Source organism: Kocuria palustris (assembly GCF_007666205.1).
Classification (GTDB): Bacteria; Actinomycetota; Actinomycetes; order Actinomycetales; family Micrococcaceae; genus Kocuria; species Kocuria palustris_A.
On sequence record NZ_VDOR01000011.1, the window covers coordinates 1 to 23,576 of the forward strand.

A 23,576-nucleotide genomic window follows, 5' to 3' on the forward strand; every position below is an offset into this window, starting at 1 on the left:
GGAGCCCGTTCCTCATCTCATCGACGCACCCGCGCCAAGAACCTCATGACCCACAACACCTAGTCTGTAGGGGTGACCAGTCAGCACGACACCTCGCTGTTCGACCTCGACCCGGATCGCGACGACCTCGCCGCCCCGGACGGGGAGATCGCCGCCGCGGGCGGGTCCCCCGAGCAGAGCACGAGCACGACGTCGCGGGCCCCGCATCGCACGGCGTCGTCGCGGCGCGCGCCCTCGCCGCTGGCCGTGCGGATGCGGCCGCGGAGCCTGGACGAGGTGGTCGGCCAGAAGCACCTGCTGCGTCCCGGGTCCCCGCTGTGCGTGCTCGCGGGGGAGGACCGGGGCCCGGCAGGACCCAGCTCGATCATGCTGTGGGGGCCGCCGGGCACCGGCAAGACCACGATCGCCCATGTCATCGCGCGCGGACCGCACCGGAGGTTCGTCGAGCTCTCGGCCATCACGGCAGGCGTCAAGGACGTCCGCCGCGTCATGGACCAGGCGCTCAAGGACCGGGATCTGCACGGGCGCACCACCGTCCTGTTCCTCGACGAGATCCACCGCTTCACCAAGGCCCAGCAGGACGCGCTGCTGCCGGGCGTCGAGCGCGGCTGGGTCGTGCTGGTCGCGGCGACCACGGAGAACCCGTCGTTCTCGGTGATCTCGCCCCTGCTCTCGCGATCGCTGCTGCTGACCCTGCGGCCGCTCGAGCGCGCCGACATCGGCGAGCTGATCGACCGCGCGCTCGTCGATCCGCGGGGCCTGGATGGAGCCGTCACGCTGCAGCCCAGGGCCCGCGAGCACCTGCTGGAGCTGTGCGGCGGCGACGCCCGCAAGGCGCTCACGGGCCTGGAGGCCGCGGCAGCCGTGGCGCTGTCCGAGGCCCGGGGGGCCGATCCCGGTGCCGCCGACCGGCGCGAGACCGACGACGGGCCCGGCCCCGCGGAGGATGCCGCCGCCGGGGAGGCGGTCCCGGAGGTGACCGTCGAGCACACGACCGAGGCCATGGACCGGGCCGCGCTGCGCTACGACCGCGACGGGGATCAGCACTACGACGTCATCTCCGCGTTCATCAAGTCCATCCGCGGCTCGGACGTGGACGCCTCCCTGCACTACCTCGCGCGGATGATCGAGGCGGGGGAGGACCCTCGCTTCATCGCGCGACGGCTGATCATCTCCGCGGCCGAGGACATCGGAACCGCGGACCCCTCGGCGCTGCAGAGCGCGGTCGCCGCGGCCCAGGCCGTCCAGCTGATCGGCATGCCGGAGGGCCGCCTCCCGCTGGCCGAGGCGACCGTGCTGCTGGCCACCGCGCCCAAGTCCAATGCCGCCTACCTGGCCATCGACGAGGCCATCGCCGACGTCCGGGCCGGGAAGGCGGGGCCCGTGCCCGAGCATCTGCGCGACTCCCACTACCCGGGAGCCGCCGCCATGGGCCACGGCCGCGGCTATCAGTACGCCCACGACGCGCCGAGCGCCGTGGCGGCCCAGCAGTACCCGCCGGACGACCTGATCGGGCGCGACTACTACCGCGCCACCGACTACGGCCGCGACCGGGATCTGAAGGAGCGCACCCGGCGCCTGCGCGAGATCATCCGCGCGGGACCCTGATCGGCGTTTCTCGCGACACGAACGCCAACCATGACTATCGTCACTCGGGACGCCGGGTACCGGACATCGGGCCCGTCGTCATCCGGGTGATCGGAGGAGAGGAACAACCCATGGCCAACACCGGCTTCACCACTGATCGATCCGCACTGAACCCCGAGTCGCGCGCCCGCGCGCTCGAGCAGATGGAGAACGGCCCCCAGCTCGACGTCCTGGTGGTGGGCGGCGGCATCACCGGCGCCGGCATCGCACTGGATGCCGCCACGCGCGGACTGCGCGTGGGCATCGTGGAGGGGCAGGACTGGGCCGGAGCCACCTCGCGCTCCTCGTCCAAGCTGGTCCACGGCGGCCTGCGCTACCTCCAGCAGCTCGACGTCAAGCTCGTGGCCGAGGCCCTGGGGGAGCGCGAGCGCCTGCTCTACACGCTGGCGCCCCACCTCGTGGAGCCCGTCCCGTTCCTCTACCCGCTCCAGAAGGGATGGGAGCGGCCCTACGTGGGCACGGGCATCGGCCTGTACGACACGCTGGCCCACCTGAACTCCAAGGTGACCTCGCTGCCCAAGCGCCAGCATCTGAGCACCAAGGAGGTCCTGGAGCAGTTCCCCGACTTCCGGGAGGACGCCTCGGTCGGCGCCTTCAAGTACTGGGACGCCAAGGTCGACGACGCCCGCCTGGTCGTCACCCTCGTGCGCACGGCCGCCCGCAACGGCGCCCTGGCCGCCAACCGCACCGAGGTCGTCGATCTGCTCCACGAGGAGGACGAGTTCCAGGACGGCAGCAACGTCGTCGGCGCCCGGGTGCGCGACAAGGAGACCGGCCGCGAGTTCCCCGTGCGCGCCTCCTCGGTCATCTCGGCCGCGGGAGTGTGGACCGAGGGCGTCCAGGAGCTGGCCCCCTCCGATGCAGGGCTCAAGGTGCTGGCCTCCAAGGGCGTCCACATCGTCGTGCCGCGCGAGCGCATCCGCGGCGAGGTCGGCCTGATCCTGCAGACGGAGAAGTCCGTGCTGTTCGTGATCCCGTGGGCGCATCACTGGATCATCGGGACCACGGACACTCCGTACGAGCACTCGCTGGACACCCCGACCGCCACGGCGGCCGACATCGACTACGTCATCGCCCACGCGAACGAGGTGCTCGACGACCCCCTGACCCGCGACGACGTCATCGGCACCTACGCCGGCCTGCGCCCGCTGCTGCAGCCCGTGACCCGCGACGGCCAGGAGACCGCGTCCACCAAGGTCTCGCGCGAGCACACCGTCATGGAGCCCGTGCCGGGACTCGTGACCATCGCGGGCGGCAAGCTGACGACCTACCGCATCATGGCCCAGGACGCCGTGGACCTGGCGCTCGGCGAGCAGGAGGCCGCCCGGCGGCCGTCCATCACCGACCGGACCATGCTGCTCGGCGCCGACGGGGTCCATGCGCTGCGGGCGCGGATCCCGCTGCTGCTCGAGGAGCTGCGCCAGGCCGCCCCGGATCCCGAGGTCTGGACCGAGCAGCGCCTGCGCGACCTGATCGCCCGCTACGGCTCGGAGCTGCACACCGTCCTGGCGCTGATCGAGGAGGACCCCTCGCTCGGCCGCCCGCTCGAGGGCGCTCCCGTCCACCTGCGCGCGGAGATCGTGCACGCGTGCCGCGCGGAGGGCGCGCTGCACCTCGAGGACCTCCTCGACACGCGCACCCGGCTGACCTACGCGGCGCCGAACCACGGCGACGCCGCGGTCGACGAGATCGCGGACCTGGCGGCCGCCGAGCTCGGCTGGGACGGGCAGCGCCGCGATCGCGAGGTCGAGGCCTACCGGTCCCGCAGCGCCGCGGAGGACGCGGCCGCCCGCACCGAGGACGAGCAGTCGGCCGAGCAGGCGCGCGACGCCGCCGAGCCGGTGGTGGAGGGGCTGAGCGTCCGCTCGGTCCATCAGGAGGGACGACAGGGCGCTCGCGACCGCGAGGCCGATCCGATGGGAGACTGAGCCATGGACCTTCCCACGCAGCTGATGCTGCCCGCCGCCCAGGAGGCCGCCGAGGTCGGCCTCGGGCAGGTGCTCGTCTCCGAGGTCCTCGGCACCGCGGTGCTGATCCTCCTGGGCGGCGGCGTGGTGGCGAACGTGCTGCTGCCGCGGACCAAGGGCCACGACGGCGGGTGGCTGCTGATCAACTTCGGCTGGGGTCTGGGCGTCTTCGCCGGCGTCTACCTGGCTGCGGCCTCGGGGGCCCACCTGAATCCCGCGGTCACCACGGGCCTGCTCTTCGCCGGGGAGGCCGAGTACGCCCCGGGCGTGGCGATCACCCCCGCCTCCACGATCGTGTACCTCGTCGCGACCGTCCTGGGCGCCTTCCTGGGTGCGGTCCTGGTGTGGCTCGCGCACAAGAAGCACTACGATCTCGCGGACGACCCGGACGCGATCCTGGGGACGTTCTCGACGGGGCCGGAGATCCGCTCGCCCCTGTGGAACATGGTCACCGAGGTCATCGCGACCTTCGTGCTCGTGGCCGTGATCCTCAGCTTCGGCAACACCCCGTCGGGCCTCGGCCCGCTGGCGGTGGCCCTGCTGGTGGTCGGCATCGGCGCAGGCCTGGGCGGGCCGACCGGCTACGCCATCAACCCCGCGCGCGACCTCGGTCCCCGCATCGCGCACGCCGTGCTGCCCATCCCGGGCAAGGGCGGCTCCGACTGGGCGTACGCGTGGGTGCCGATCGCCGGGCCGCTGCTCGGTGCCGTGCTCGCCGGCCTGCTGACCCGCATGCTGGCCTGATCGGGCCGCACCGCCGATCCCACCGCGGCCTCCGGGTCCGCAGCCCCATCCACCCCGCTCCGGCCCCCGGCCGGGAGCCGACTCGAGGAGACGACGATGTCCCAGAGCAGCAAGAAGCCCGCCGGCAAGGCCGGCTCCGGGTCCGAGCAGAAGAGCCGGGCCTCGGATTCCACGGCCGAGGATTCCAAGGCCGAGGCCGGCAGGAAGTCCGGCGGCGCGAAGACCGCCGCCAAGGGGACGAGCCCGGCGCCCCAGCGGGCCGATGTCTCGGCGAAGGCGAAGGGCCGGAAGAAGAAGGCCGAGACGACGTCCAAGGCCGCCAAGTCGAAGACGTCTGCCGCGTCGAAGAGCAAGGCGAAGAGCGGCACCGCGTCCTCGAAGCGCTCCAGCCCGGAGAAGACGCACGTGATCTCGATCGACCAGGGGACCACGAGCACGCGGGCGGTCGTCTACGACGAGAAGGGCGGCCCCGTGGCCTCGGCCCAGCTCGAGCACCGGCAGATCTTCCCGCGCGCCGGCTGGGTCGAGCACGACGCCAAGGAGATCTGGCGCAACGTCCGCAAGGTGGTCGCGGACGCGCTGGCCGACGCGGACATCTCCTCCGACCAGATCGCCGGCGTGGGCATCACGAATCAGCGCGAGACGACCGTGGTCTGGGAGAAGGAGACCGGCAAGCCGATCCACAATGCGATTGTCTGGCAGGACACCCGCACCCAGAAGGCCGTGGAGAAGCTCGCCGACCAGCACGGCGAGGAGCTCTTCCGCGAGCGGACCGGCCTGCCGCTGGCCAGCTACTTCGCCGGGCCCAAGATCGCCTGGATCCTCGATGAGGTGAAGGGCGCGCGCAAGCGGGCCGAGAAGGGCGAGCTGCTGGCCGGGACGATCGACTCCTGGCTGGTGTGGAACATGACCGGGGGCAAGCCGGATTCGGTGCACATCACCGACGTCACCAACGCCTCGCGCACGCTGCTGATGAACATCGACACCCTCGACTGGAACGAGGATCTGTGCCGCAAGGTCGGGGTGCCCCGTCAGATGCTCCCGGAGATCCGCTCCTCGCTGGAGGTCTACGGAGAGGTCCGCCGCCGCGGCCTGCTGCACGGCGTGCCGATCGCGGGCATCCTGGGCGATCAGCAGGCGGCGACGTTCGGGCAGGCCGTCTTCGAGCCCGGCATGATCAAGAACACCTACGGGACCGGCAACTTCGTGCTCATGAACACCGGCACGGAGCTCACCCGCTCGGACAACGGCCTGATCACCACGGTCGCCTATCAGTGCGAGGGCCAGGACCCCGTGTACGCGCTCGAGGGCTCGATCGCGGTCACGGGCTCCCTGGTGCAGTGGCTGCGCGACAACCTGGGGCTGATCAAGACGGCGAAGGAGACCGAGAAGCTCGCCCAGACGGTCGAGGACAACGGGGGGGCGTACATCGTCCCGGCGTTCTCCGGTCTCTACGCGCCGCACTGGCGGCCCGATGCCCGCGGGGTCATCGCGGGCCTGACCCGCTACGTGGACAAGGGGCACATCGCCCGGGCCGCCCTCGAGGCTGCGGCCTTCCAGTCCCGCGAGGTGGTCCTGACCATGGACACGGATGCGGATGCGCCGGTCAAGGAGATCCGCGTCGACGGGGGCATGAGCGCCAACGACCTGCTCATGCAGTTCCAGGCGGACATCCTGAACACCACCGTGATCCGGCCCAAGAACATCGAGACCACGGCGCTGGGGGCGGCCTACGCCGCGGGCATCACGGTCGGCTTCTGGGACGGCCTCGACGACGTCGCGGCCGCCTGGGAGGAGGACAAGCGCTGGGAGCCCTCCATGAAGAAGAAGGAGCGCGAGCGACTGGCCCGGAACTGGGACAAGGCCGTCGAGCGCACGCTGGGCTGGATGGACGACGACGTGCTGTGATCCGCGTGGCTCCGGTGCGCCTCGGCTCGGACGTCCCTGACGCCGGGCGTCCGAGCTGATAGGCTCACCCGTCGGCCGGCAAGGCCCTGACTCCGACTCCTCGGACGTGTCCCAACCGCACGGACCCGGGAGTCAGAGCAGGTGACCTGCAGCGTGAGCGGGATTGCGGCTGATCCCCAGCTCTCCGCACGGGACAGATGCCGTGACGGAGGCCGAGCCGAACAGAACGCGGTCCGCCCGCAGAGCACATGTGCGCTCTGCGCGCGGAGCGCCCCGCATGAAAGGGGACCCCTGTGTCCAACAACGCCAACCGCGCGCGCCGTCAGGTGCGCAAGTCGCGCGCCCTCGGGATCGCGCTGACCCCGAAGGCCGAGAAGTACTTCGAGCGTCGTCCGTACGGCCCCGGCGAGCACGGGCGCGCCCGTCGCAAGCAGGACTCGGACTACAAGGTCCGACTGCTCGAGAAGCAGCGTCTGCGCGCGCAGTACAACATCCGCGAGAAGCAGATGCACCGCGCCTACGTCGAGGCCAAGCGCCGCGAGGGCATGACCGGTGAGAACCTGGTCCGCCTGCTCGAGTCGCGCCTGGACGCCCTGGTCCTGCGTGCCGGCTTCGCCCGCACCATGTCCCAGGCTCGCCAGCTGGTCGTGCACCGCCACATCATGGTCGACGGGCAGCGCGTCGACCGCCCGTCGTACATCGTCAAGCCGGGCCAGATGATCCACGTGCACTCGCGCTCGGAGAAGATGGCCCCGTTCCAGGTCGCCGCCACCGGTGCGCACCAGGATGTCCTGCCGGACACCCCGCCGTACCTGGACGTGGCGATCGACAAGCTGCAGGCGACCTACACCCGCCTGCCCGAGCGCTCCGAGGTCCCCGTGACCTGCGAGGAGCAGCTCGTGGTCGAGTACTACGCCCGCATGTCCTGATCCAGGACGCGGCCGGGTCGGCTCCGCTCGCGGAGCCGACCCGGCCGCAGGAGGGGCCCGCACCGTCGTCGGACGGTGCGGGCCCTCTTCGCATCGGGGCCGTTCCTGGCGCCGGGGTCCGTCCCGGCGGCGGGCCCTGCATCGCCGCCGGCTGCGCTCAGTGCTTGTGCGGCGTGCGGCTCACCGCGCTGGCGGCGTTGACGATGCCGTGGCCGTAGAACCCGTTGAACTCCGGCGTTCCCTCGCACGGCGCGGTGTAGGAGTCGTCGCGGCCCGGATAGCTCACGACGGGCGCGTCGCACGCCTTCTCGTGGGCCGAGACCGTGAGCACCTGCTCGACGCGGTGCGGCTGCATCCGCACGCCCCCGAGAGCGCGGTCGGGCTGTCCCTTGCTGCCGATGATCAGGGCGGCCACCCCGGTCGCATGCGGGGCCGCCATCGAGGTGCCCTGCATGTGCTCGTAGTAGGCGCACTGCCCCTGCGCATCGCACTCGCTGACCACGAACGGATCGGTGGACTCGCCGTCCTCGTCCAGGATGCCCATCTCGCGCACGACGGCCGCCGGGACCGCCGCCAGGATCATGTTCCCCGGCTGACGGCTGCGCCGCGTGCCGTCGAAGTCGCGGAAGTAGCCGCCGGGGGCGGCCACGGCGGTCTGCTCGGTGCCGTAGTTCGAGTAGTCCGCCTTGAGGCCCGAGGGGCCGACGGACGAGATGCTCAGCACACCGTCGCCCTCGGTCGGCATGTCCAGGCAGGAGTTGTCGACCACGCGATCGCGGGCCCGGCCCTCGGGGAAGTCGGGGCTCGAGGTGTCGAGCCGCGGGTCCCCGAGATCCATGTTGGAGTTGCCCATGGCCGCGATGAGGGTGACCCCGCGGTCCTGCGCGTAGCCCAGGGCCCGGTTGGCGGCCTCGATCGTGAGCCGCTGCTCGGCCTGCTCCTCCGGGCTGTCGGCCGGGTTGTCCGCGCAGTTGAAGGCCCACGGATCCAGGTAGTAGCTCATGTTGACCACGTCGATGCCCGCCGTGGGGGCGTAGGTCAGGGCCTCGAGCGTAGGCGCCAGGAAGAAGTAGCCGCTGTCCTGGCCCACGCGCAGGTTCACGATCTCGGCCTCCGGGGCCACACCCTCGATCCCGAGGCCGTTGACGGGGGAGGCGATCGTGCTGGCCACGTGCGTGCCGTGGCCGCCCTCGTCGACCGTGTCGCCGTCCTCGCACGAGCGGTCGGGCTCCTCCTCGCACGCCCCGTCGATCTCCGGGATGTCGGTCGTGAAGTTCCGGGAGAGCCCCGCGTTCAGATTCGGCGCGATATCGGGGTGGGTGCCGTCCACGCCGGTGTCCATGACGCCCACGCGCACTCCCTCGCCGGTCTGCGTGCGATGGGCCTCGTCGGCGTCGATCATGTCGAGGTTCCACTGCCGATCCCGCAGCGGGTCGTCGGCCGCCGCGGGAGCCCGGCGCTTCTTCGCCTGCCCCGGCGGGACGCGCTCATTGCTCGGCGCCGCCTTCGCGGCAGGGCGGTCCGCGCGGGCGCGCTCGACGTCCTCCGTATCCTTGCGGTGCTCCTGCGCCTGGGCGTCCGGCGTGCGGCCGATGACCCGGTCGTCCATCGTCCCGGCGATCGCGGGCGATGCGTCGAGCCGCTGATCGAGATCGGTGGGCCCGGTCACGGTGAACAGGCCGATCGCGTCGTTGCGCTCGGCGATCTCGCCGCCGGCCGCCTCGATCGCGGCGGCGGCCTGATCCGCGCCGGCGCCCTCCGCCGAGAGGACGAGCCGGCGCTGCTGATGCTCGTCGTCCGCCGGCTGGGCGAGGGCCGGGTCGAGGCCGCCCGCGGAGGTGATGGCCAGCGCCGAGGTCACGGCCAGGGCCGCGAGTCTGCTGGGGCGGCGGGCAGGGCGCCCGGAGGACGTCGTCCCGCCCCGACGGGACGACGGCGCGGGCGCAGCTGATGTGGAGTGCATGGATCCCCCTGGATCGAGAGTGGACACACCGATGCATTGATGTGGTGCAGATCACAGTACAGCGTCGTCCTCGCTGGTCAGAGGCACGGGGACGGCCTCCGGACGGAACCGCCGCCGCGGGGGAGGCGAGCGGACGGCACGAAGTCCGCATCACAGCGGACCGCGCAGTTCGTGACCTTGTTGTTACAGTTGACCCCGCACTGCACGCCCATCGCCGACCCTGCCCGTCGACGCGGGCTGCGGGGTCAGGGCAGGTTCTCCCGATCGCTGCCGCCGCCGAGCAAGGAGCACCCGAAGCACATGACCGGAGGAGATGTCGCCGGGCTGATCGCAGCCGGCGTGTTCGCAGTGCTCGTCGCGCTGATGGCGGTCCCCTTGCTGAAGCTGGGGCGGGTCTTCGACGAGCTGCGGGTGCTGATCCGCGATCTGAACGACGAGACCGAGCCCCTGCTCGAGGAGGTCACGCGCACCGTCGCCACGACCAACACGCAGCTCGAGAAGGTCGACGTCATCACGGACAGCGTCTCGGACGCGTCGGCCAACATGTCGGCCATGACCTCGCTCGTGGCCTCGACGGTCGGCCAGCCGATCATCAAGACCGCGGCCTTCTCCTCGGGCGTGCGACGGGCCTTCAGCGGCGACGCCGTCCGGGCCCGCCGCGAGGAGCGCCGGCGCGCCCGCGAGGCCGAGGAGCGGGCTGCGGCATCGTCGGCCGGGGCTCCCGAGGAGGCGCCGGGCGACAGCCGCCTCGACGGCGATGTGCCGGCCGCGGAGCAGGCGCCGGCCCCGAGCGCTTCCCCGGAGCGGCAGGACCCGCCGAAGCGCACGGCCGCCGAGGGATCCTCGGCCGCCGCGCAGACGAGGAGCGAGCCCTCCGACGACGGCTCGGACGGCCCGTGGTGGAAGGGCACCGAATGGGACACCGAGCCCGGCGGCCCGGCGACGGATGCCGCCGATCCGGCCGAGGGGCGCGGAGCATGAGCGCCTTGAGCAGGATCGCCGTGCTTGCCGCGGGCGCCGCGGTCGGTGCGGCCGCGGGCCGCGCCGCCGGAGGCGACGAGGGCCGCCGCGCGCTCGGCCAGGCCGTCCGTCGCAGCCGCGCCGCGATCGAGCCCGCCCCCGGCGGCGACGATCAGCCGGTCCGGGAGAACCGCCTGGGCAGCCGCGTGCTGCGCATCGCCCAGGACATCCGCTCGGGCATGGACCAGGCCGAGGCCGAGCTGCGAGGGCAGCTGAGCCGGCCCGCGGGTGCCGGGCGGCGGCCGGGTCCGGCCGGGGTCGCATCGCGCTCCGGGGCCGAGCCGCCCCACGCCGAGGCGCCCGGCCTCGAGGGGCACGGCACCGGGCTGCCCGGCCAGGACCTGGCCGCGGAGCCCACCGTCATCGACCACGACGAGCGGCCGCGCGCCGCCGTCGACGGCTCGGACGGCCCCGGGCGCTGACCCCGGGGCAGCCCACCCGCCCGGCAGACCCGGGCGGCAGCCGAGACCGAACCGAACCACACAGGACCACGAGGTACACATGCTGACCCACGAGATCACCGAGCGCTGGCTGAGCTTCTTCGAGAAGAAGGGCCACACGGTCGTCCCCTCGGCCTCCCTGGTCTCCGCCCAGCCCGGCTCGATGTTCACCATCGCGGGAATGGTCCCGTTCATCCCGTACTTCCTGGGGCAGGAGCAGGCGCCGTACGACCGCGCGACCTCGGTCCAGAAGTGCATCCGCACCCTGGACATCGACGAGGTCGGCAAGACCGCCCGCCACGGCACCTTCTTCCAGATGGCCGGCAACTTCTCCTTCGGCGACTACTTCAAGGAGCAGGCCATCCCGTTCGCGTGGGAGCTGCTGACCAGCTCCGTCGAGGACGGCGGCTTCGGCCTGGATCCGCAGCGGCTGTGGATCACGATCTACGAGCACGACGAGGAGTCCTACGAGCTCTGGTCGAAGACCGTGGGCGTGCCGGACGAGCGCATCCAGCGCATGCCCAAGGAGGAGAACTACTGGGACACGGGCCAGCCCGGCCCGGCCGGCCCCGACTCGGAGATCTTCTACGACCGCGGCCCTCGCTACGGCAAGGAGGGCGGCCCGGCCGCCGACGACGACCGCTACATCGAGATCTGGAATCTCGTGTTCATGCAGTACCAGCGCGGCGAGGGCAGCGGCAAGGACTACGAGATCCTGGGCGATCTGCCGCAGCAGAACATCGACACCGGCATGGGCGTCGAGCGCATGGCCATGCTCCTGCAGGGGGTCGAGAACTTCTACGAGACCGATCAGGTCCGTCCGGTCCTGGACGCCGCGCAGCGGCTCTCCGGGCGCACGTACCACGGCTCCGAGAACCCCGGCGACGACGGCTACGACGACGACGTGCGGATGCGCGTGGTCGCCGATCACATCCGCTCCTCGCTCATGCTGATCGGCGACGGCGTGGTCCCGGGCAACGAGGGCCGCGGCTACATCCTGCGCCGGCTCCTGCGCCGGGCGATCCGCGCCATGCGCCTGCTCGGCGTCACCGAGCCCTGCCTGCCGACCCTGCTGCCCGCCTCCTCGGAGGTCATGGGCCGGGTCTACCCGAACGTCAAGGACGAGTTCGAGCGCATCTCCCGCATCGCCTACAACGAGGAGAAGGCGTTCCTGAAGACCATCGAGTCGGGCACGGCCCGCCTGGAGCTGGCCGTCTCGACCGCCCGCTCCCAGGGCGGGGCGGTCGGCGGCGCGGACGCGTTCGCGCTGCACGACACCTACGGCTTCCCGATCGACCTGACGCTCGAGATGGCCGCCGAGGCGGGGGTCGCGGTCGACGAGACCGCCTTCCGCTCGCTCATGGAGGAGCAGCGCCAGCGCGCTCGCGCCGATGCCAAGGCGAAGAAGGGCGGCTTCGAGGACCTGTCGGTGCTGCGCGCCCTGCAGGAGCAGCGCAGCTCGATCTTCACCGGCTACGACGAGGCCTCGACCGCCACCGCGATCCGGGCGCTGCTGGTCGACGGCCAGACCGTGCCGGCCGTCTCGGAGGGGCAGGAGATCGAGGTCGTGCTCGATTCGACCCCGTTCTACGCCGAGTCCGGCGGCCAGGCCGCCGACACGGGCACGATCGCCGGCGACGGCTTCGTCCTGCGCGTCTCGGACGTCCAGCAGCCGGTCAAGGGGCTGTCGGTGCACCGCGCGACGGTCGTCTCCGGAGAGGCCGCCGCAGGCTCGGAGGTCACCGCCGCGATCGACGTCCGCCGGCGCCGCGACGGCGAGATGGCGCACTCGGCCACCCACATCGTCCACGCGGCCCTGCACGAGGTGCTCAGCCCGGAGGCCGTCCAGCGCGGCTCGTTCAACAAGGAGGGCTACCTGCGCTTCGACTTCAGCTGGGGCGAGGGCCTGACGCAGGGGCAGAAGCAGGAGGTCGAGGGGCTGGCGAACTCCGTCATCCACGACGACCACGAGGTCCTGACCCGCGAGATGCCGCTGGACGAGGCCCGCGCCCTGGGCGCCATGAGCCTGTTCGGCGAGAAGTACGGCGACGTCGTGCGCGTGGTCGAGATGAACGGCGAGTGGTCCCGCGAGCTGTGCGGCGGCACCCACGTCGACGACACGGCGCAGATCGGGTCGCTGTCGCTGATCTCCGAGGGCTCCGTCGGCTCCGGCAACCGCCGCGTCGAGGCCCTCGTCGGGCTGGACTCGTTCCACCACCTGGCCGCCGAGCGCACCCTCGTGAGCCAGCTGACCGACATGCTCAAGGTGCAGTCCTCCGCCGAGCTGCCCGAGCGGCTCCAGTCGACCCTGGACCGGCTCAAGGAGACCGAGAAGGAGCTGGGCGACCTGCGGCGCGAGAAGCTGCAGGCCCAGGCCGGCTCGCTGCTCGAGCGGACCCGGCAGATCGGCGAGCTGTCGGTGCTGGCCCATGACATGGGCGAGGTCTCCGGCGCCGACGACCTGCGCTCCCTGGCCCTCGACCTGCGCGGCCGCATGAGCGATCGCGCAGCCGTCGTGGCCGTGACCGGCGTGTCCGGCGGACGCCCGCTCGTGCTCGTGGCCACGACCGAGGCCGGTCGCGCCGCGGGGGCCAAGGCCGGCGCCCTCGTGCGCGTCGCCGCCGGCGTGCTCGGCGGCGGCGGGGGAGGCAAGGACGACCTGGCCCAGGGCGGCGGGCAGGACCCGGCCAGGACGGGTGCTGCGCTCGAGGCCGTCGTGTCCGAGCTGAGCGCCGCGGCGGGGGCCTGAGGCCTTGCACGCCCGAGAAGCGCAGACGGCCGGTGCACAGGCGCCCGGCGCGGTGCGGCGCGGCCGCCGGCTCGGCGTCGACGTCGGCGCCGTGCGCGTCGGAGTGGCCCTGAGCGATCCCGAGGGGATCCTGGCCTCGCCGCTGACCACCCTGGAGCGGGACCCCCGCAAGGGCTTCGACATCAAGCTCGCGGCCAACCTGGTCCACGAGCACGAGGTGGTCGAGGTCGTCGTCGGCCTGCCGCTGGCCCTGTCGGGGCGCACCACGGACTCGACCCGGTCTGCCGTATCGTGGGCCCAGGGCCTGCAGCGGCGCCTGGCGGCCAAGGGGTGGTCCGTGCCCGTGCGGATGATCGACGAGAGATGGACCTCGTCGGAGTCCCACCGGAGCCTGCTCGAGGCCGGCGTCTCGCGGCGCGAGCACCGGGACAAGATCGACCGCCAGGCCGCGGTCACCATCCTCGAGGCCGCCCTGAGCATGATCCATCGTTCCGGCGGGCCGGCCGGAGTGGAGGTTCCCCCCATCGACGGAGCCGAGGCCGGCTCCGCAGACCACCCGACCCCGGCGGCCTCCTCGGAGACCGGCGCCCACTCGGAGGGAGACCTGTCGTGAGCGACCAGGACCCGCGCCCAGACGCGCACACCGGAGACCGCAGCACCGGCTCGGAGAGCCTGATCGCGCCCGCCGGCGGCGAGTCCCAGCGGCGCGATCCGCAGGAGATCGCCGGGGCCTTCGAGGCGGAGAACCGCTCGCCGAGCCAGCTGCGCCGCCTCCAGCACAAGCACAACCTCTCGCTGCTGGGCGCCATCGGCCTGTTCCTCGTGGCCGTCATCCTCACCGTCACCGCCCTGGGCTCGACCTTCGGCTGGTTCGAGCGCAAGGACTACCGCGGCGAGGGCGACGAGCCGGTGACCTTCACCGTGGAGGAGGGCGCGACCGTCGACCAGGTCGCCGCCGCTCTGCAGGAGGAGGACATCATCGCCAACGGCGAGCGGTTCATGACGGTCTTCAACGAGGACCACGCGGGCAACTACGTGCAGCCGGGGGAGTACCAGCTCAACCGCCAGATGAGCTCCGAGCACGCCGTCGAGCTGCTCATGCAGGACGAGGAGGAGACCGACTACGCGGCCGTGCCCCGCACGATCCGCATGGACGAGACCTTCCAGATCCTCGCCGATGCCACCGGCCACTCGGTCGAGGACTTCGAGTCCGCCGCCGAGGACCCCTCGCAGTACGGCATCTCCGACGAGTTCCCGACGATCGAGGGCTACCTGCATCCGGGCGAGTACCGCTTCCCGCTGGACGCCACCCCGGAGGAGATCCTCCAGGAGATGGTGGACTCGACCGACTCCGCGCTGCAGGAGGCCGGTGTGGCCGAGGAGGACGAGTTCGAGATCCTCACGGTCGCCTCGATCGTCGAGTTCGAGGGCGTCCCGGACATCTACGACGACGTCGCCGGCGCGATCTACAACCGCCTGGACAACCCGGACGAGGGCACCAACGGGCTGATCCAGTCCGACGCCTCGGTGGCCTACGGCCTGGGGGAGACGACCGTCCACATCTCCGAGGAGGAGAAGGACGACGAGTCGAACGAGTACAACACGTACGCCAACCCCGGCCTGCCGGCCGGCCCGATCGGCTCCCCGAGCACGGAGGCCATCGACGCGGCGGCCAACCCGGCCGAGAACGACTACTACTACTGGGTCACGGTCAACCTGGACACCGGGGAGACCAAGTTCGCGGCCACGCTCGAGGAGCACGCGGCCAACGTCGACGAGTACCAGCAGTGGTGCTCGGAGAACGAGGGCAAGTGCCAGTGACCGGGGCCCACGCCGCAGTGGCGGGGCATCCGATCGGGCATTCGCTCTCGCCGCGGCTGCACGCCGCCGCGTACGAGGTCCTGGGCGAGCGGATCGACTACCGCACCCTCGACCTCGAGGAGGGCGAGCTGACCGGGGAGGTCGCCCTCCTGCGGCAGGACCCGCAGTGGCGGGGCCTGTCGGTCACCATGCCGCTGAAGTCGGAGGCGGCCGAGCTGGCCGACGAGCTCACGGACGTCGCCCGCGCCGTCGGCACGGTGAACACCCTGGTCCCGGGCCCCGACGGGGCCGTGCTGGGCCACAACTCGGACGTCTCGGGGATCGCGGCGGCCCTGCGCGCGGCGGGGCCGTGCCCCCCGGCCCCTCGCGCAGCCGTCCTCGGCGGCGGCGGGACCGCCACGGCCGCGCTGGCGGCCCTGCAGCAGCTCGGCGCGCCCCGGGCGGATCTGTGGGTGCGTTCCGCGTCCCGGGCGCAGCGCGCGATCGACGCCGCGGATCGGCTCGGGCTCGAGCTGCGGATCCGGCCCTGGGACGAGGCCGCCGAGCACCTGGCCGGCTATGACCTGGTGGTCTGCACGCTGCCGCCCAACGGCGCCGACGAGCTCGCGGCGGCCCTCGCCGCGGTGCGCGGGCGCCGCACCGGCGGGACGCTGCTGGACGCCGCCTACGATCCGTGGCCCTCGGCCCTCGCACGCGCCTGGACGGCCGGCGGGGGAGCGGTGGTCCCCGGGCTGGATATGCTCGTGCTGCAGGCCCTGGACCAGATCCGGCTGTTCACCGGCAGGCAGATCGGGCAGCTGCTGCCGGATCAGCCCGCCGTGATCGAGGCCCTGTGCGCGGCCGCCGGGCGGCCCGAGCTGGCCGCCGCGGCTCGCCGCCTCGACTGAGGCGGCCGTCGCCGTGCCGGGAGCGGCCGGGACCGGACCGCACGACAGACGCACCGGCGCGCGACGCCGGGAGGACGACACGACGAGAGGCTGAACATGCTGCGCTGGCTGACTGCTGGTGAGTCCCACGGAGAGGCCCTCGTGGGCATCATCGAGGGCGTCCCCGCCGGGGTCGGCCTGACCTCGGGCGACATCCAGGCCGCTCTGGCCCGGCGGCGCCTGGGCTACGGCCGCGGCGCCCGGATGAAGTTCGAGCAGGACCGCGTGCGGCTGCTCGGCGGCGTCCGCCACGGCATCACGCAGGGGGGGCCGGTGGCGATCGAGATCGCGAACACCGAATGGCCCAAGTGGGAGACGGTCATGTCCGCCGACCCCGTGGATCCCGCCGACCTCGAGGGCCTGGCCCGCAATGCTGCCCTGACCCGCCCGCGGCCCGGCCACGCGGACCTCACCGGCATGCAGAAGTACGGCCACGACGAGGCCCGTCCCGTCCTCGAGCGCGCCTCCGCCCGCGAGACCGCCACGCGCGTGGCTCTCGGGACCGTGGCCGCGGCGATCCTCGAGGCCCTGGGCGTGGAGCTCGTCTCGCACACGACCGCCGTCGGCGGGGTCGAGTCCCCGGTCGACGCCGATCGTCCGGCGCCCGGCGACGTCGAGTCCCTGGACGCCGATCCGCTGCGCTGCCACCACGCCGAGACTTCCGCGCGGATGGCCGAGGCCGTCGACGCCGCCCACAAGGACGGCGAGACCCTCGGCGGCGTCGTGGAGGTGCTCGCCTACGGCCTGGCCCCCGGGCTGGGCTCGTACGTGCACTGGGACCGCCGCCTGGACGCGCGCCTGGCCGGGGCCCTCATGGGCATCCAGGCCATCAAAGGGGTCGAGGTCGGCGACGGCTTCCTGACCGCGGCCCGTCCCGGCACGGCCGCCCACGACGAGATCGCGATCGGCGACGACGGCCGCGTGCACCGCGTGTCGAACCGCGCCGGAGGGATCGAGGGCGGCATGTCGATCGGCGACGTCCTGCGCGTGCGCGCGGCCATGAAGCCGATCGCCACGGTGCCCAAGGCCCTGCGCACCGTCGACGTCGCGACCCGCGAGGCCGCCCGCGCGCATCACCAGCGCTCCGACGTCTGCGCCGTGCCCGCCGCCGGCGTGGTGGCCGAGGCCATGGTCGCGCTCGTGCTGGCCGAGGCCGCCCTGGAGAAGTTCGGCGGCGACTCGATCGCCGAGACCGTGCGCAACAAGGACGCCTACCTGGCCGCGATCCCGGAGGCGCTGCGCTCCTCGGGCGAGCTGGGCGGCTTCGACGACGCGGAGGGCCCCTGGCAGGAGCCCGGCGCATGAGCCGCCGTCCCTCGGCCGCCCCCGACCCGGACGCCGACCTGGGGCCCTCGACCGGGCCGATCGTGCTCATCGGGCCGATGGCCGCCGGCAAGTCCCACCTGGCCAAGTACATGGCCAGGCGCTTCGGCTACGGCTACGTGGACTCCGACGCCGTGATCGTGCGGCGCCACGGGCAGATCCCGGCGGTCTTCGCATCGCAGGGGGAGGAGGGATTCCGCCGCATCGAGGCCCGGACCATCGAGGAGCTGCTGGGCGATCCCGCCCACCGCGACTCCATCGTCTCCCTGGGCGGCGGAGCCCCCATGACCCCGGCGGTGCGCGACCTGCTGCAACGGCACATGGTCGCCTACCTGGAGATCGACGAGCGCACCGTGCGAGGCCGCCTGCGGCGCACGGGCAACCGGCCCATGCTGGAGGGAGATCCGGTGCAGCGCTGGCGGGATCTCTTCGAGCAGCGGCACACGACCTACGAGGAGCTGGCGGACATCCGCCTGCAGGCCGGCGGCAACCGCCCGATCGCCAAGATCGCCGCGGAGCTGCACGACGAGATCCAGGCCCTGCGCCGACTGCACTGACCGAGACCACCACCGAGCCCGGGCGCGAGGCCGCCCCGGACCCGCGAAGGAGAGCCATGACCACCACCCGCATCCCCGTGACCGGATCCCGCCCCGAGGAGCAGTACGAGGTCCTCGTCGGCACCGGGCTGATGGGAGAGCTCGCCCCGATCCTGGGCTCGCGCGTGCAGAAGGTCCTCGTGGTGCACCCGCAGGCGCTCGAGGCCAACGGACAGCTCGTCGTCGAGCAGCTGCAGGGCGAGGGCTACCAGGTCTTCCAGGCCGTGATCCCCGACGCCGAGGAGGGCAAGCGCCTCGAGGTGGCCGGCTTCTGCTGGCAGGCGCTCGGGCAGGCCGACTTCACCCGCACCGATGCCATCGTGGCGGTCGGCGGCGGGGCCGTGACCGACGTGGCCGGCTTCGTGGCGGCCACCTGGCTGCGCGGCATCCGCGTGGTGCACGTGCCCACGACCTTCCTGGGCATGGTCGATGCCGCCGTGGGCGGGAAGACGGCGATCAACACCTCCGAGGGCAAGAACCTCGTGGGCTCCTTCCACCCGCCGGCCGGGGTCGTGTGCGATCTGGACGTCCTGTCCACGCTGCCGCCCCACGAGCTGCTCACGGGCATGGCCGAGACCGTCAAGTGCGGCTTCATCGCCGACGAGCGCATCCTCGAGCTCATCGAGCAGCACCCCGAGGAGGCCCGCGACCCGTCGTCGGCGGTGCTGCGCGAGCTGGTCGAGCGCTCCGTGCGGGTCAAGGCCGGCGTCGTCTCCGCCGATCTCCGCGAGGCCGGCGGCCGCGAGATGCTCAACTACGGCCACACCCTGGGCCACGCGATCGAGCAGAACGAGCGCTTCCAGTGGCGCCACGGGGCCGCCGTCTCGGTCGGCATGATGTTCGCCGCCGAGCTCGCGCGCACCAGCGGGACGCTGTCCGACGACGTCGTCGAGCGCCACCGATCCGTCCTGGAGTCGCTCGGGCTGCCCACGTCGTACCGCTTCGACCAGTGGCCCAAGCTGCTCGAGGTGATGAAGCGGGACAAGAAGACCCGCGGCGGCCTGCTGCGCTTCGTGGTGCTCGACGACATCGCGCGCCCGCGCATCATGGAGGTCCCGGACCAGACGATCCTCTACGCCGTGTACCAGGAGGTCGCGGACTGAGCTGACGCCCGGACGGGACCGCGCGCCCGCCTTGCTAGGATGTCCCGCGGTCCGGACCCGGAACGCCCCGCCGACGAGAGAGAGCACCATGGCCACCTCGAACGACATCAAGAACGGAACCGTCCTGAAGATCGACGGCAGCCTCTGGAGCGTCATCGAGTTCCAGCACGTCAAGCCCGGCAAGGGCGGCGCGTTCGTGCGCACCAAGATGCGCAACATCACCTCCGGCAAGGTGGTCGACAAGACCTTCAACGCCGGCGCCAAGGTCGACACCGCCACGGTGGACCGCTCCGAGTACCAGTACCTGTACAAGGACGGCGCGGACTTCGTGTTCATGGACACGGACACCTACGACCAGGTCATGGTCCCGGCCTCCGTGGTCGGCGACGCCGAGAACTTCATGCTCGAGGCCTCCAGCGCCACTATCGCCTTCCACGAGGGCACCCCGCTGTACATCGAGCTGCCCCCGTCGGTCGTGCTGGAGATCACCGAGTCGGCGCCGGGCCTGCAGGGCGACCGCTCCACGGGCGGCACCAAGCCCGCGACCGTCGAGACCGGCTACCAGATCCAGGTCCCGCTGTTCGTCGAGGCGGGCACGCGCGTCAAGGTCGACACCCGCACCGGCGAGTACCTGGGCCGCGTCTCCGAATGAGCGCACGGGGAAGGGCACGCACGCGGGCCGTCGAGGTCCTCTTCGAGGCCGAGCAGCGCGACGAGCCGGCCCTGGAGGTCATGACGCGGCGCCGCGCGCACGACGACAAGCTGATCGGCGCCTACACCGAGGAGATCATCCGCGGCGTGCTGCTGCGCCGCGCCGAGATCGACGAGGCCGTGCAGACCTGGTCGCGCGGCTGGACCATCGAGCGCATGCCTGCCGTGGACCGCACGCTGCTGCGCGTGGGCGCCTGGGAGCTGCTCTACAACGACGACGTCCCCGACGCCGTCGCCGTGGCCGAGGCCGTCGGGCTGGCCCGCGAGCTGTCCACGGACGGCTCGCCGGGCTTCGTCAACGGCCTGCTCGGGCGCCTGCAGAGGATCAAGCCGACGCTGCTGGAGGCCCAGCGCAGCGACCTCGACGGCGATCCCGGGCAGACCTCGGCGGCCGCGGTGCTGGCGGAGGCGGCCGAGCAGGAGCAGGGCGTGGCCCTGCCCGACTTCGCCGCGGAGTCCTTCGACGACGCCCAGGTGGTGGCCCCCGAGGACGAGGACGCGGCCGAGCGCCCCGACGCGGCTGCCGGGACCGCTCAGGGACGCGGCGAGAGCGCCTGAGCCGCTGCGGCCGCAGCGGCAGCGGCACGTGCGCCGTCCCGGGAAGCGCGACAGGCACGCGGGCGGCGAGCCCGGTGCTAGGGTTCCCAACGGCAAGCACCCTTTAAGTCCGTCCGGAGAGGCGGGGAAGGAGGCGGCACCGTGGCAGAGGACAGGCAGTCCCGCTCGGCGACGCAGAGCACGAGCCGCGAGCAGGACGCGGGCGCCGCGGGCGCCCGCCGGATCCTGTCGGCGGCGGACATCGATCGGGCGCTGACCCGCATCGCCCACGAGATCCTCGAGTCGAACCGCGGTGCCCGCGACCTCGTGCTCATGGGCATCCCGCGCCGCGGCTACCCGCTCGCCCAGCGGCTGGCCGCCAAGCTCTCCGCCTTCGACGACTTCGACCCGCAGACCGGGCTCGGCCAGCTCGACGTCACGATGTACCGCGACGACCTGCGCACGAGCGGCTCGCGGGTCCCGTGGCCCACCCGCCTCCCAGAGGACGGCATCGACGGGCGCACCGTCGTGCTGGTCGACGACGTCCTGTACTCCGGGCGCACCATCCGCGCCGCCCTGGACGCGCTCACCGAGCTCGGCCGCCCCGAGGTCGTCCGCCTGGCCGTCCTGGTCGACCGCGGCCACCGCCAGCTGCCGATCCGCGCCGACTTCGTGGGCAAGAACCTCCCCACGTCCTCCCAGGAGCGCGTGCGCGTGCGCCTGGCGGAGATCGACGGCGCCGAGGCCGACCCGGCCGGCGAGATCGACCAGGTGGTGATCGAGGGATGAAGCACCTGCTCTCGACCCGGGACCTCTCCCGCGACGACGCCCTCCAGATCCTCGACACCGCCGAGCGGATGGGGGAGCTGGGGCAGCAGAGCGTGCGCAAGCTGCCCGCGCTGCGCGGGCGGACCGTCGTCAACCTCTTCTTCGAGGACTCGACCCGCACGCGCATCTCGTTCGAGACGGCCGCCAAGCGCCTGTCCGCGGACGTCCTGAACTTCTCGCCCAAGGGCTCCTCGGTGTCCAAGGGGGAGTCGCTCAAGGACACCGCCCAGACGCTCATGGCCATGAACGCCGACGCCGTCGTGATCCGCCACGGCGCCTCGGGGGCCGCCCAGCAGCTGGCCACGGCCGGCTGGATCGACGCCGCCGTGCTCAACGCGGGCGACGGCACCCACGAGCACCCCACCCAGGCGCTGCTCGACGCCATGACGCTGCGCCAGCACCGGGCCCGGCTCGCGGGCACGGATGCGACCGGCACGGATCTGGCCGGGATGCACGTGGTCATCGTCGGCGACGTCCTGCACTCCCGGGTGGTCCGCTCGAACATGTGGCTGCTGACCACGCTGGGCGCCCGCGTCACCCTGGTGGCTCCGCCCACCCTGATCCCGGTCGGGGTCGAGCACTGGCCCGCCGAGATCCGCTTCGACCTCGATGCCGCCCTGGCCGAGGGCCCCGACGCCGTGATGATGCTGCGCGTGCAGCGCGAGCGCATGCGCGCGGCCTTCTTCCCCTCCGAGGCCGAGTACGCCCGCACCTGGGGCCTGACCCACGAGCGGCTCCAGCAGCTCGACCGCGCCGGGCTCGAGACCGCGATCATGCACCCCGGGCCGATGAACCGCGGTCTGGAGATCTCCTCCGAGGCCGCCGACTCGCCGCGCTCGACCGTGCTGCGCCAGGTCGCCAACGGCGTCTCCGTGCGCATGGCCGCGCTCTACCTGCTGCTCACCGGCGACGGGGCCGACGACGCAGCCGCCATCGACACCGCCCCTGCCAGCCCCGAGGAGACCCGATGAGCCCCGCCCCCGATCACGCCGAGACCCCCGCGGGCCAGGACCCGCGCGCCGCCGGGCGCTGGCTGATCCGACGCGCCGAGCTGCTCGGGCAGCGCACCGCCGACATCCTCGTGGCCGACGGGCGCATCGAGCGCATCGGCGAGGACCTCCGGGACGATCAGGCGCACGTCATCGAGGCCGAGGGCCAGATCGCCCTGCCGGGGCTCGTGGACATCCACACCCATCTGCGCGAGCCGGGCCGGGAGGACGCCGAGACGGTCGAGACCGGGACCCGGGCCGCGGCCCGCGGCGGCTTCACCGCCGTGTTCGCCATGGCCAACTCCGACCCCGTGGCCGACACGGCAGGGGTCGTCGAGCAGGTCTGGGGCCTGGGCCGCGACGCCGGCTGGTCCCAGGTCCAGCCCATCGGGGCCGTGACCGTCGGCCTGGCGGGGGAGCGGCTGTCCGAGATCGGGGCCATGGCGCAGTCGAGGGCACGGGTGCGCGTGTTCTCGGACGACGGACGGTGCGTCCACGACCCGCTGCTCATGCGCCGGGCGCTCGAGTACGTCCGGACCTTCGACGGCGTCGTCGCCCAGCACGCCCAGGATCCCCGGCTGACCGAGGGGGCGCAGATGAACGAGGGCGCGGTCTCGGCCGATCTGGGCCTGGCCGGCTGGCCGGCCGTGGCCGAGGAGGCGATCATCGCCCGCGACGTGCTGCTCGCCCAGCACGTCGGCTCGCGCCTGCACATCTGCCACCTGTCCACCAAGGGCTCCGTCGAGCTCGTGCGCTGGGCCAAGGAGCGCGGGATCGACGTGACCGCGGAGGTCACCCCCCACCACCTGCTGCTCACCGACGAGCTCGTGCGCACGTTCGACCCCGTCTACAAGGTGAACCCGCCGCTGCGCACGGAGGAGGACGTCCAGGCCGTGCGCCGGGCCGTGGCCGACGGCACGATCGACGTCATCGGCACCGACCACGCCCCGCACCCGCGCCAGGACAAGGAGTGCGAGTGGTCGGGGGCGGCCCACGGCATGACCGGGCTCGAGACCGCGCTGTCGATCGCCCAGCACACGCTCGTGGACACCGGGCTGATCACGTGGGCCGACGTGGCGCGGATCCTCTCCGAGACCCCGGCGCGGATCGGGGGGCTCGCCGATCAGGGGCGCCCGCTCGAGGAGGGGGAGCCGGCCAACATCGTGCTCTTCGACCCGGCGGCGCAGACCGTCGTGGATCCCGAGGCCCACGCCAGCAAGGGCCGCAACAGCCCCTACCGGGGGCTGACCCTGCCCGGGGCCGTGCGGGCCACGCTGCTGCACGGCCACCCCGTGGTCCTCGATGGCGAGATCGCCACTCCGCATCCGGCCGCGGCGCGCAGCGCCGGTTCCGCGCACGAGAGCCGGTGATCGAG

General features: G+C 72.6%; 19 protein-coding genes and 1 pseudogene. 19 read left to right on the plus strand and 1 reads right to left on the minus strand.

Annotated elements, in window-relative coordinates; genetic code table 11:
* Positions 1-72: 72 nt before the first annotated feature.
* The 5 genes from FSY66_RS09990 (at position 73) to rpsD (ending at position 7,195) form a co-directional block, all read left to right on the plus strand.
* Positions 73-1,608, plus strand: coding sequence for a replication-associated recombination protein A (locus tag FSY66_RS09990; protein ID WP_260853633.1), 1,536 nt, complete (start codon positions 73-75; stop codon positions 1,606-1,608).
* A 110-nt stretch (positions 1,609-1,718) separates the two neighbouring features.
* A complete protein-coding gene (locus FSY66_RS09995; protein ID WP_144794478.1) occupies positions 1,719-3,575 on the plus strand; it encodes a glycerol-3-phosphate dehydrogenase/oxidase in 1,857 nt (618 codons plus the stop codon).
* A gap of 24 nt (positions 3,576-3,599) precedes the next feature.
* Entirely contained in the window at positions 3,600-4,358 is a 759-nt protein-coding gene (locus FSY66_RS10000; RefSeq protein ID WP_144794605.1) for an MIP/aquaporin family protein, read from the plus strand.
* 96 nt (positions 4,359-4,454) lie between these two features.
* On the plus strand, positions 4,455-6,266 hold the full coding sequence (glpK, locus tag FSY66_RS10005) for a glycerol kinase GlpK (RefSeq protein WP_260853635.1): 1,812 nt from the start codon (positions 4,455-4,457) through the stop codon (positions 6,264-6,266).
* Positions 6,267-6,559: 293 nt separating this feature from the next.
* Entirely contained in the window at positions 6,560-7,195 is a 636-nt protein-coding gene (gene rpsD, locus FSY66_RS10010; RefSeq protein WP_144794480.1) for a 30S ribosomal protein S4, read from the plus strand.
* Positions 7,196-7,352: 157 nt separating this feature from the next.
* Here rpsD and FSY66_RS10015 read toward each other — a convergent pair whose 3' ends face one another.
* The gene (locus tag FSY66_RS10015) at positions 7,353-9,158 is read right to left on the minus strand and encodes a S8 family peptidase (protein WP_144794482.1); all 1,806 of its coding nucleotides are present in this window, start codon (positions 9,156-9,158) and stop codon (positions 7,353-7,355) included.
* A 300-nt stretch (positions 9,159-9,458) separates the two neighbouring features.
* On the opposite strand from FSY66_RS10015, the gene FSY66_RS13130 reads away from it, so the two are divergent.
* The 14 genes and pseudogenes from FSY66_RS13130 to FSY66_RS10085 all read left to right on the plus strand — a co-directional run bounded on the left by FSY66_RS13130 (position 9,459) and on the right by FSY66_RS10085 (position 23,571).
* Positions 9,459-10,139 carry a DUF948 domain-containing protein gene (locus tag FSY66_RS13130; RefSeq protein WP_144794484.1) on the plus strand — a complete coding sequence of 227 codons (681 nt, stop codon included), beginning with the start codon at positions 9,459-9,461 and terminating at the stop codon, positions 10,137-10,139.
* Positions 10,136-10,600: a hypothetical protein gene (locus FSY66_RS10025; RefSeq protein ID WP_144794488.1), complete on the plus strand. Its 465-nt coding sequence runs from the start codon at positions 10,136-10,138 to the stop codon at positions 10,598-10,600. The genes FSY66_RS13130 and FSY66_RS10025 overlap by 4 nt, the downstream gene beginning before the upstream one ends.
* Positions 10,601-10,679: 79 nt before the next feature.
* A complete protein-coding gene (gene alaS, locus FSY66_RS10030; protein WP_144794490.1) occupies positions 10,680-13,367 on the plus strand; it encodes an alanine--tRNA ligase in 2,688 nt (895 codons plus the stop codon).
* Positions 13,368-13,371: 4 nt separating this feature from the next.
* Positions 13,372-13,980, plus strand: coding sequence for a Holliday junction resolvase RuvX (ruvX, locus tag FSY66_RS10035; RefSeq protein ID WP_144794492.1), 609 nt, complete (start codon positions 13,372-13,374; stop codon positions 13,978-13,980).
* Positions 13,977-15,188 (plus strand): endolytic transglycosylase MltG, encoded by a 1,212-nt coding sequence (gene mltG, locus FSY66_RS10040; RefSeq protein ID WP_144794494.1) that lies wholly within the window; start codon positions 13,977-13,979, stop codon positions 15,186-15,188. The genes ruvX and mltG overlap by 4 nt, the downstream gene beginning before the upstream one ends.
* On the plus strand, positions 15,185-16,075 hold the full coding sequence (locus tag FSY66_RS10045; protein ID WP_144794496.1) for a shikimate dehydrogenase: 891 nt from the start codon (positions 15,185-15,187) through the stop codon (positions 16,073-16,075). Before mltG ends, FSY66_RS10045 begins: the two co-directional genes overlap by 4 nt.
* A gap of 96 nt (positions 16,076-16,171) precedes the next feature.
* Positions 16,172-17,419: a chorismate synthase gene (gene aroC / locus FSY66_RS10050; RefSeq protein ID WP_144794498.1), complete on the plus strand. Its 1,248-nt coding sequence runs from the start codon at positions 16,172-16,174 to the stop codon at positions 17,417-17,419.
* Positions 17,416-17,994, plus strand: a complete 579-nt coding sequence (locus tag FSY66_RS10055) for a shikimate kinase (RefSeq protein ID WP_144794500.1) — start codon at positions 17,416-17,418, stop codon at positions 17,992-17,994. The genes aroC and FSY66_RS10055 overlap by 4 nt, the downstream gene beginning before the upstream one ends.
* A 56-nt stretch (positions 17,995-18,050) precedes the next feature.
* Positions 18,051-19,136 carry a 3-dehydroquinate synthase gene (aroB, locus tag FSY66_RS10060; RefSeq protein ID WP_144794502.1) on the plus strand — a complete coding sequence of 362 codons (1,086 nt, stop codon included), beginning with the start codon at positions 18,051-18,053 and terminating at the stop codon, positions 19,134-19,136.
* Between the two features lie 88 nt (positions 19,137-19,224).
* Positions 19,225-19,788 carry an elongation factor P gene (efp, locus tag FSY66_RS10065; RefSeq protein WP_144794504.1) on the plus strand — a complete coding sequence of 188 codons (564 nt, stop codon included), beginning with the start codon at positions 19,225-19,227 and terminating at the stop codon, positions 19,786-19,788.
* Positions 19,785-20,189, plus strand: a pseudogene (gene nusB, locus FSY66_RS10070) (transcription antitermination factor NusB); the annotation flags it as partial. The gene efp and the pseudogene nusB, both read left to right, overlap by 4 nt.
* A gap of 357 nt (positions 20,190-20,546) precedes the next feature.
* On the plus strand, positions 20,547-21,173 hold the full coding sequence (pyrR, locus tag FSY66_RS10075) for a bifunctional pyr operon transcriptional regulator/uracil phosphoribosyltransferase PyrR (RefSeq protein ID WP_144794508.1): 627 nt from the start codon (positions 20,547-20,549) through the stop codon (positions 21,171-21,173).
* Positions 21,170-22,183, plus strand: a complete 1,014-nt coding sequence (locus tag FSY66_RS10080; RefSeq protein ID WP_144794510.1) for an aspartate carbamoyltransferase catalytic subunit — start codon at positions 21,170-21,172, stop codon at positions 22,181-22,183. The genes pyrR and FSY66_RS10080 overlap by 4 nt, the downstream gene beginning before the upstream one ends.
* On the plus strand, positions 22,180-23,571 hold the full coding sequence (locus FSY66_RS10085; protein WP_260853636.1) for a dihydroorotase: 1,392 nt from the start codon (positions 22,180-22,182) through the stop codon (positions 23,569-23,571). Before FSY66_RS10080 ends, FSY66_RS10085 begins: the two co-directional genes overlap by 4 nt.
* The last annotated feature ends 5 nt before the right edge of the window (positions 23,572-23,576 follow it).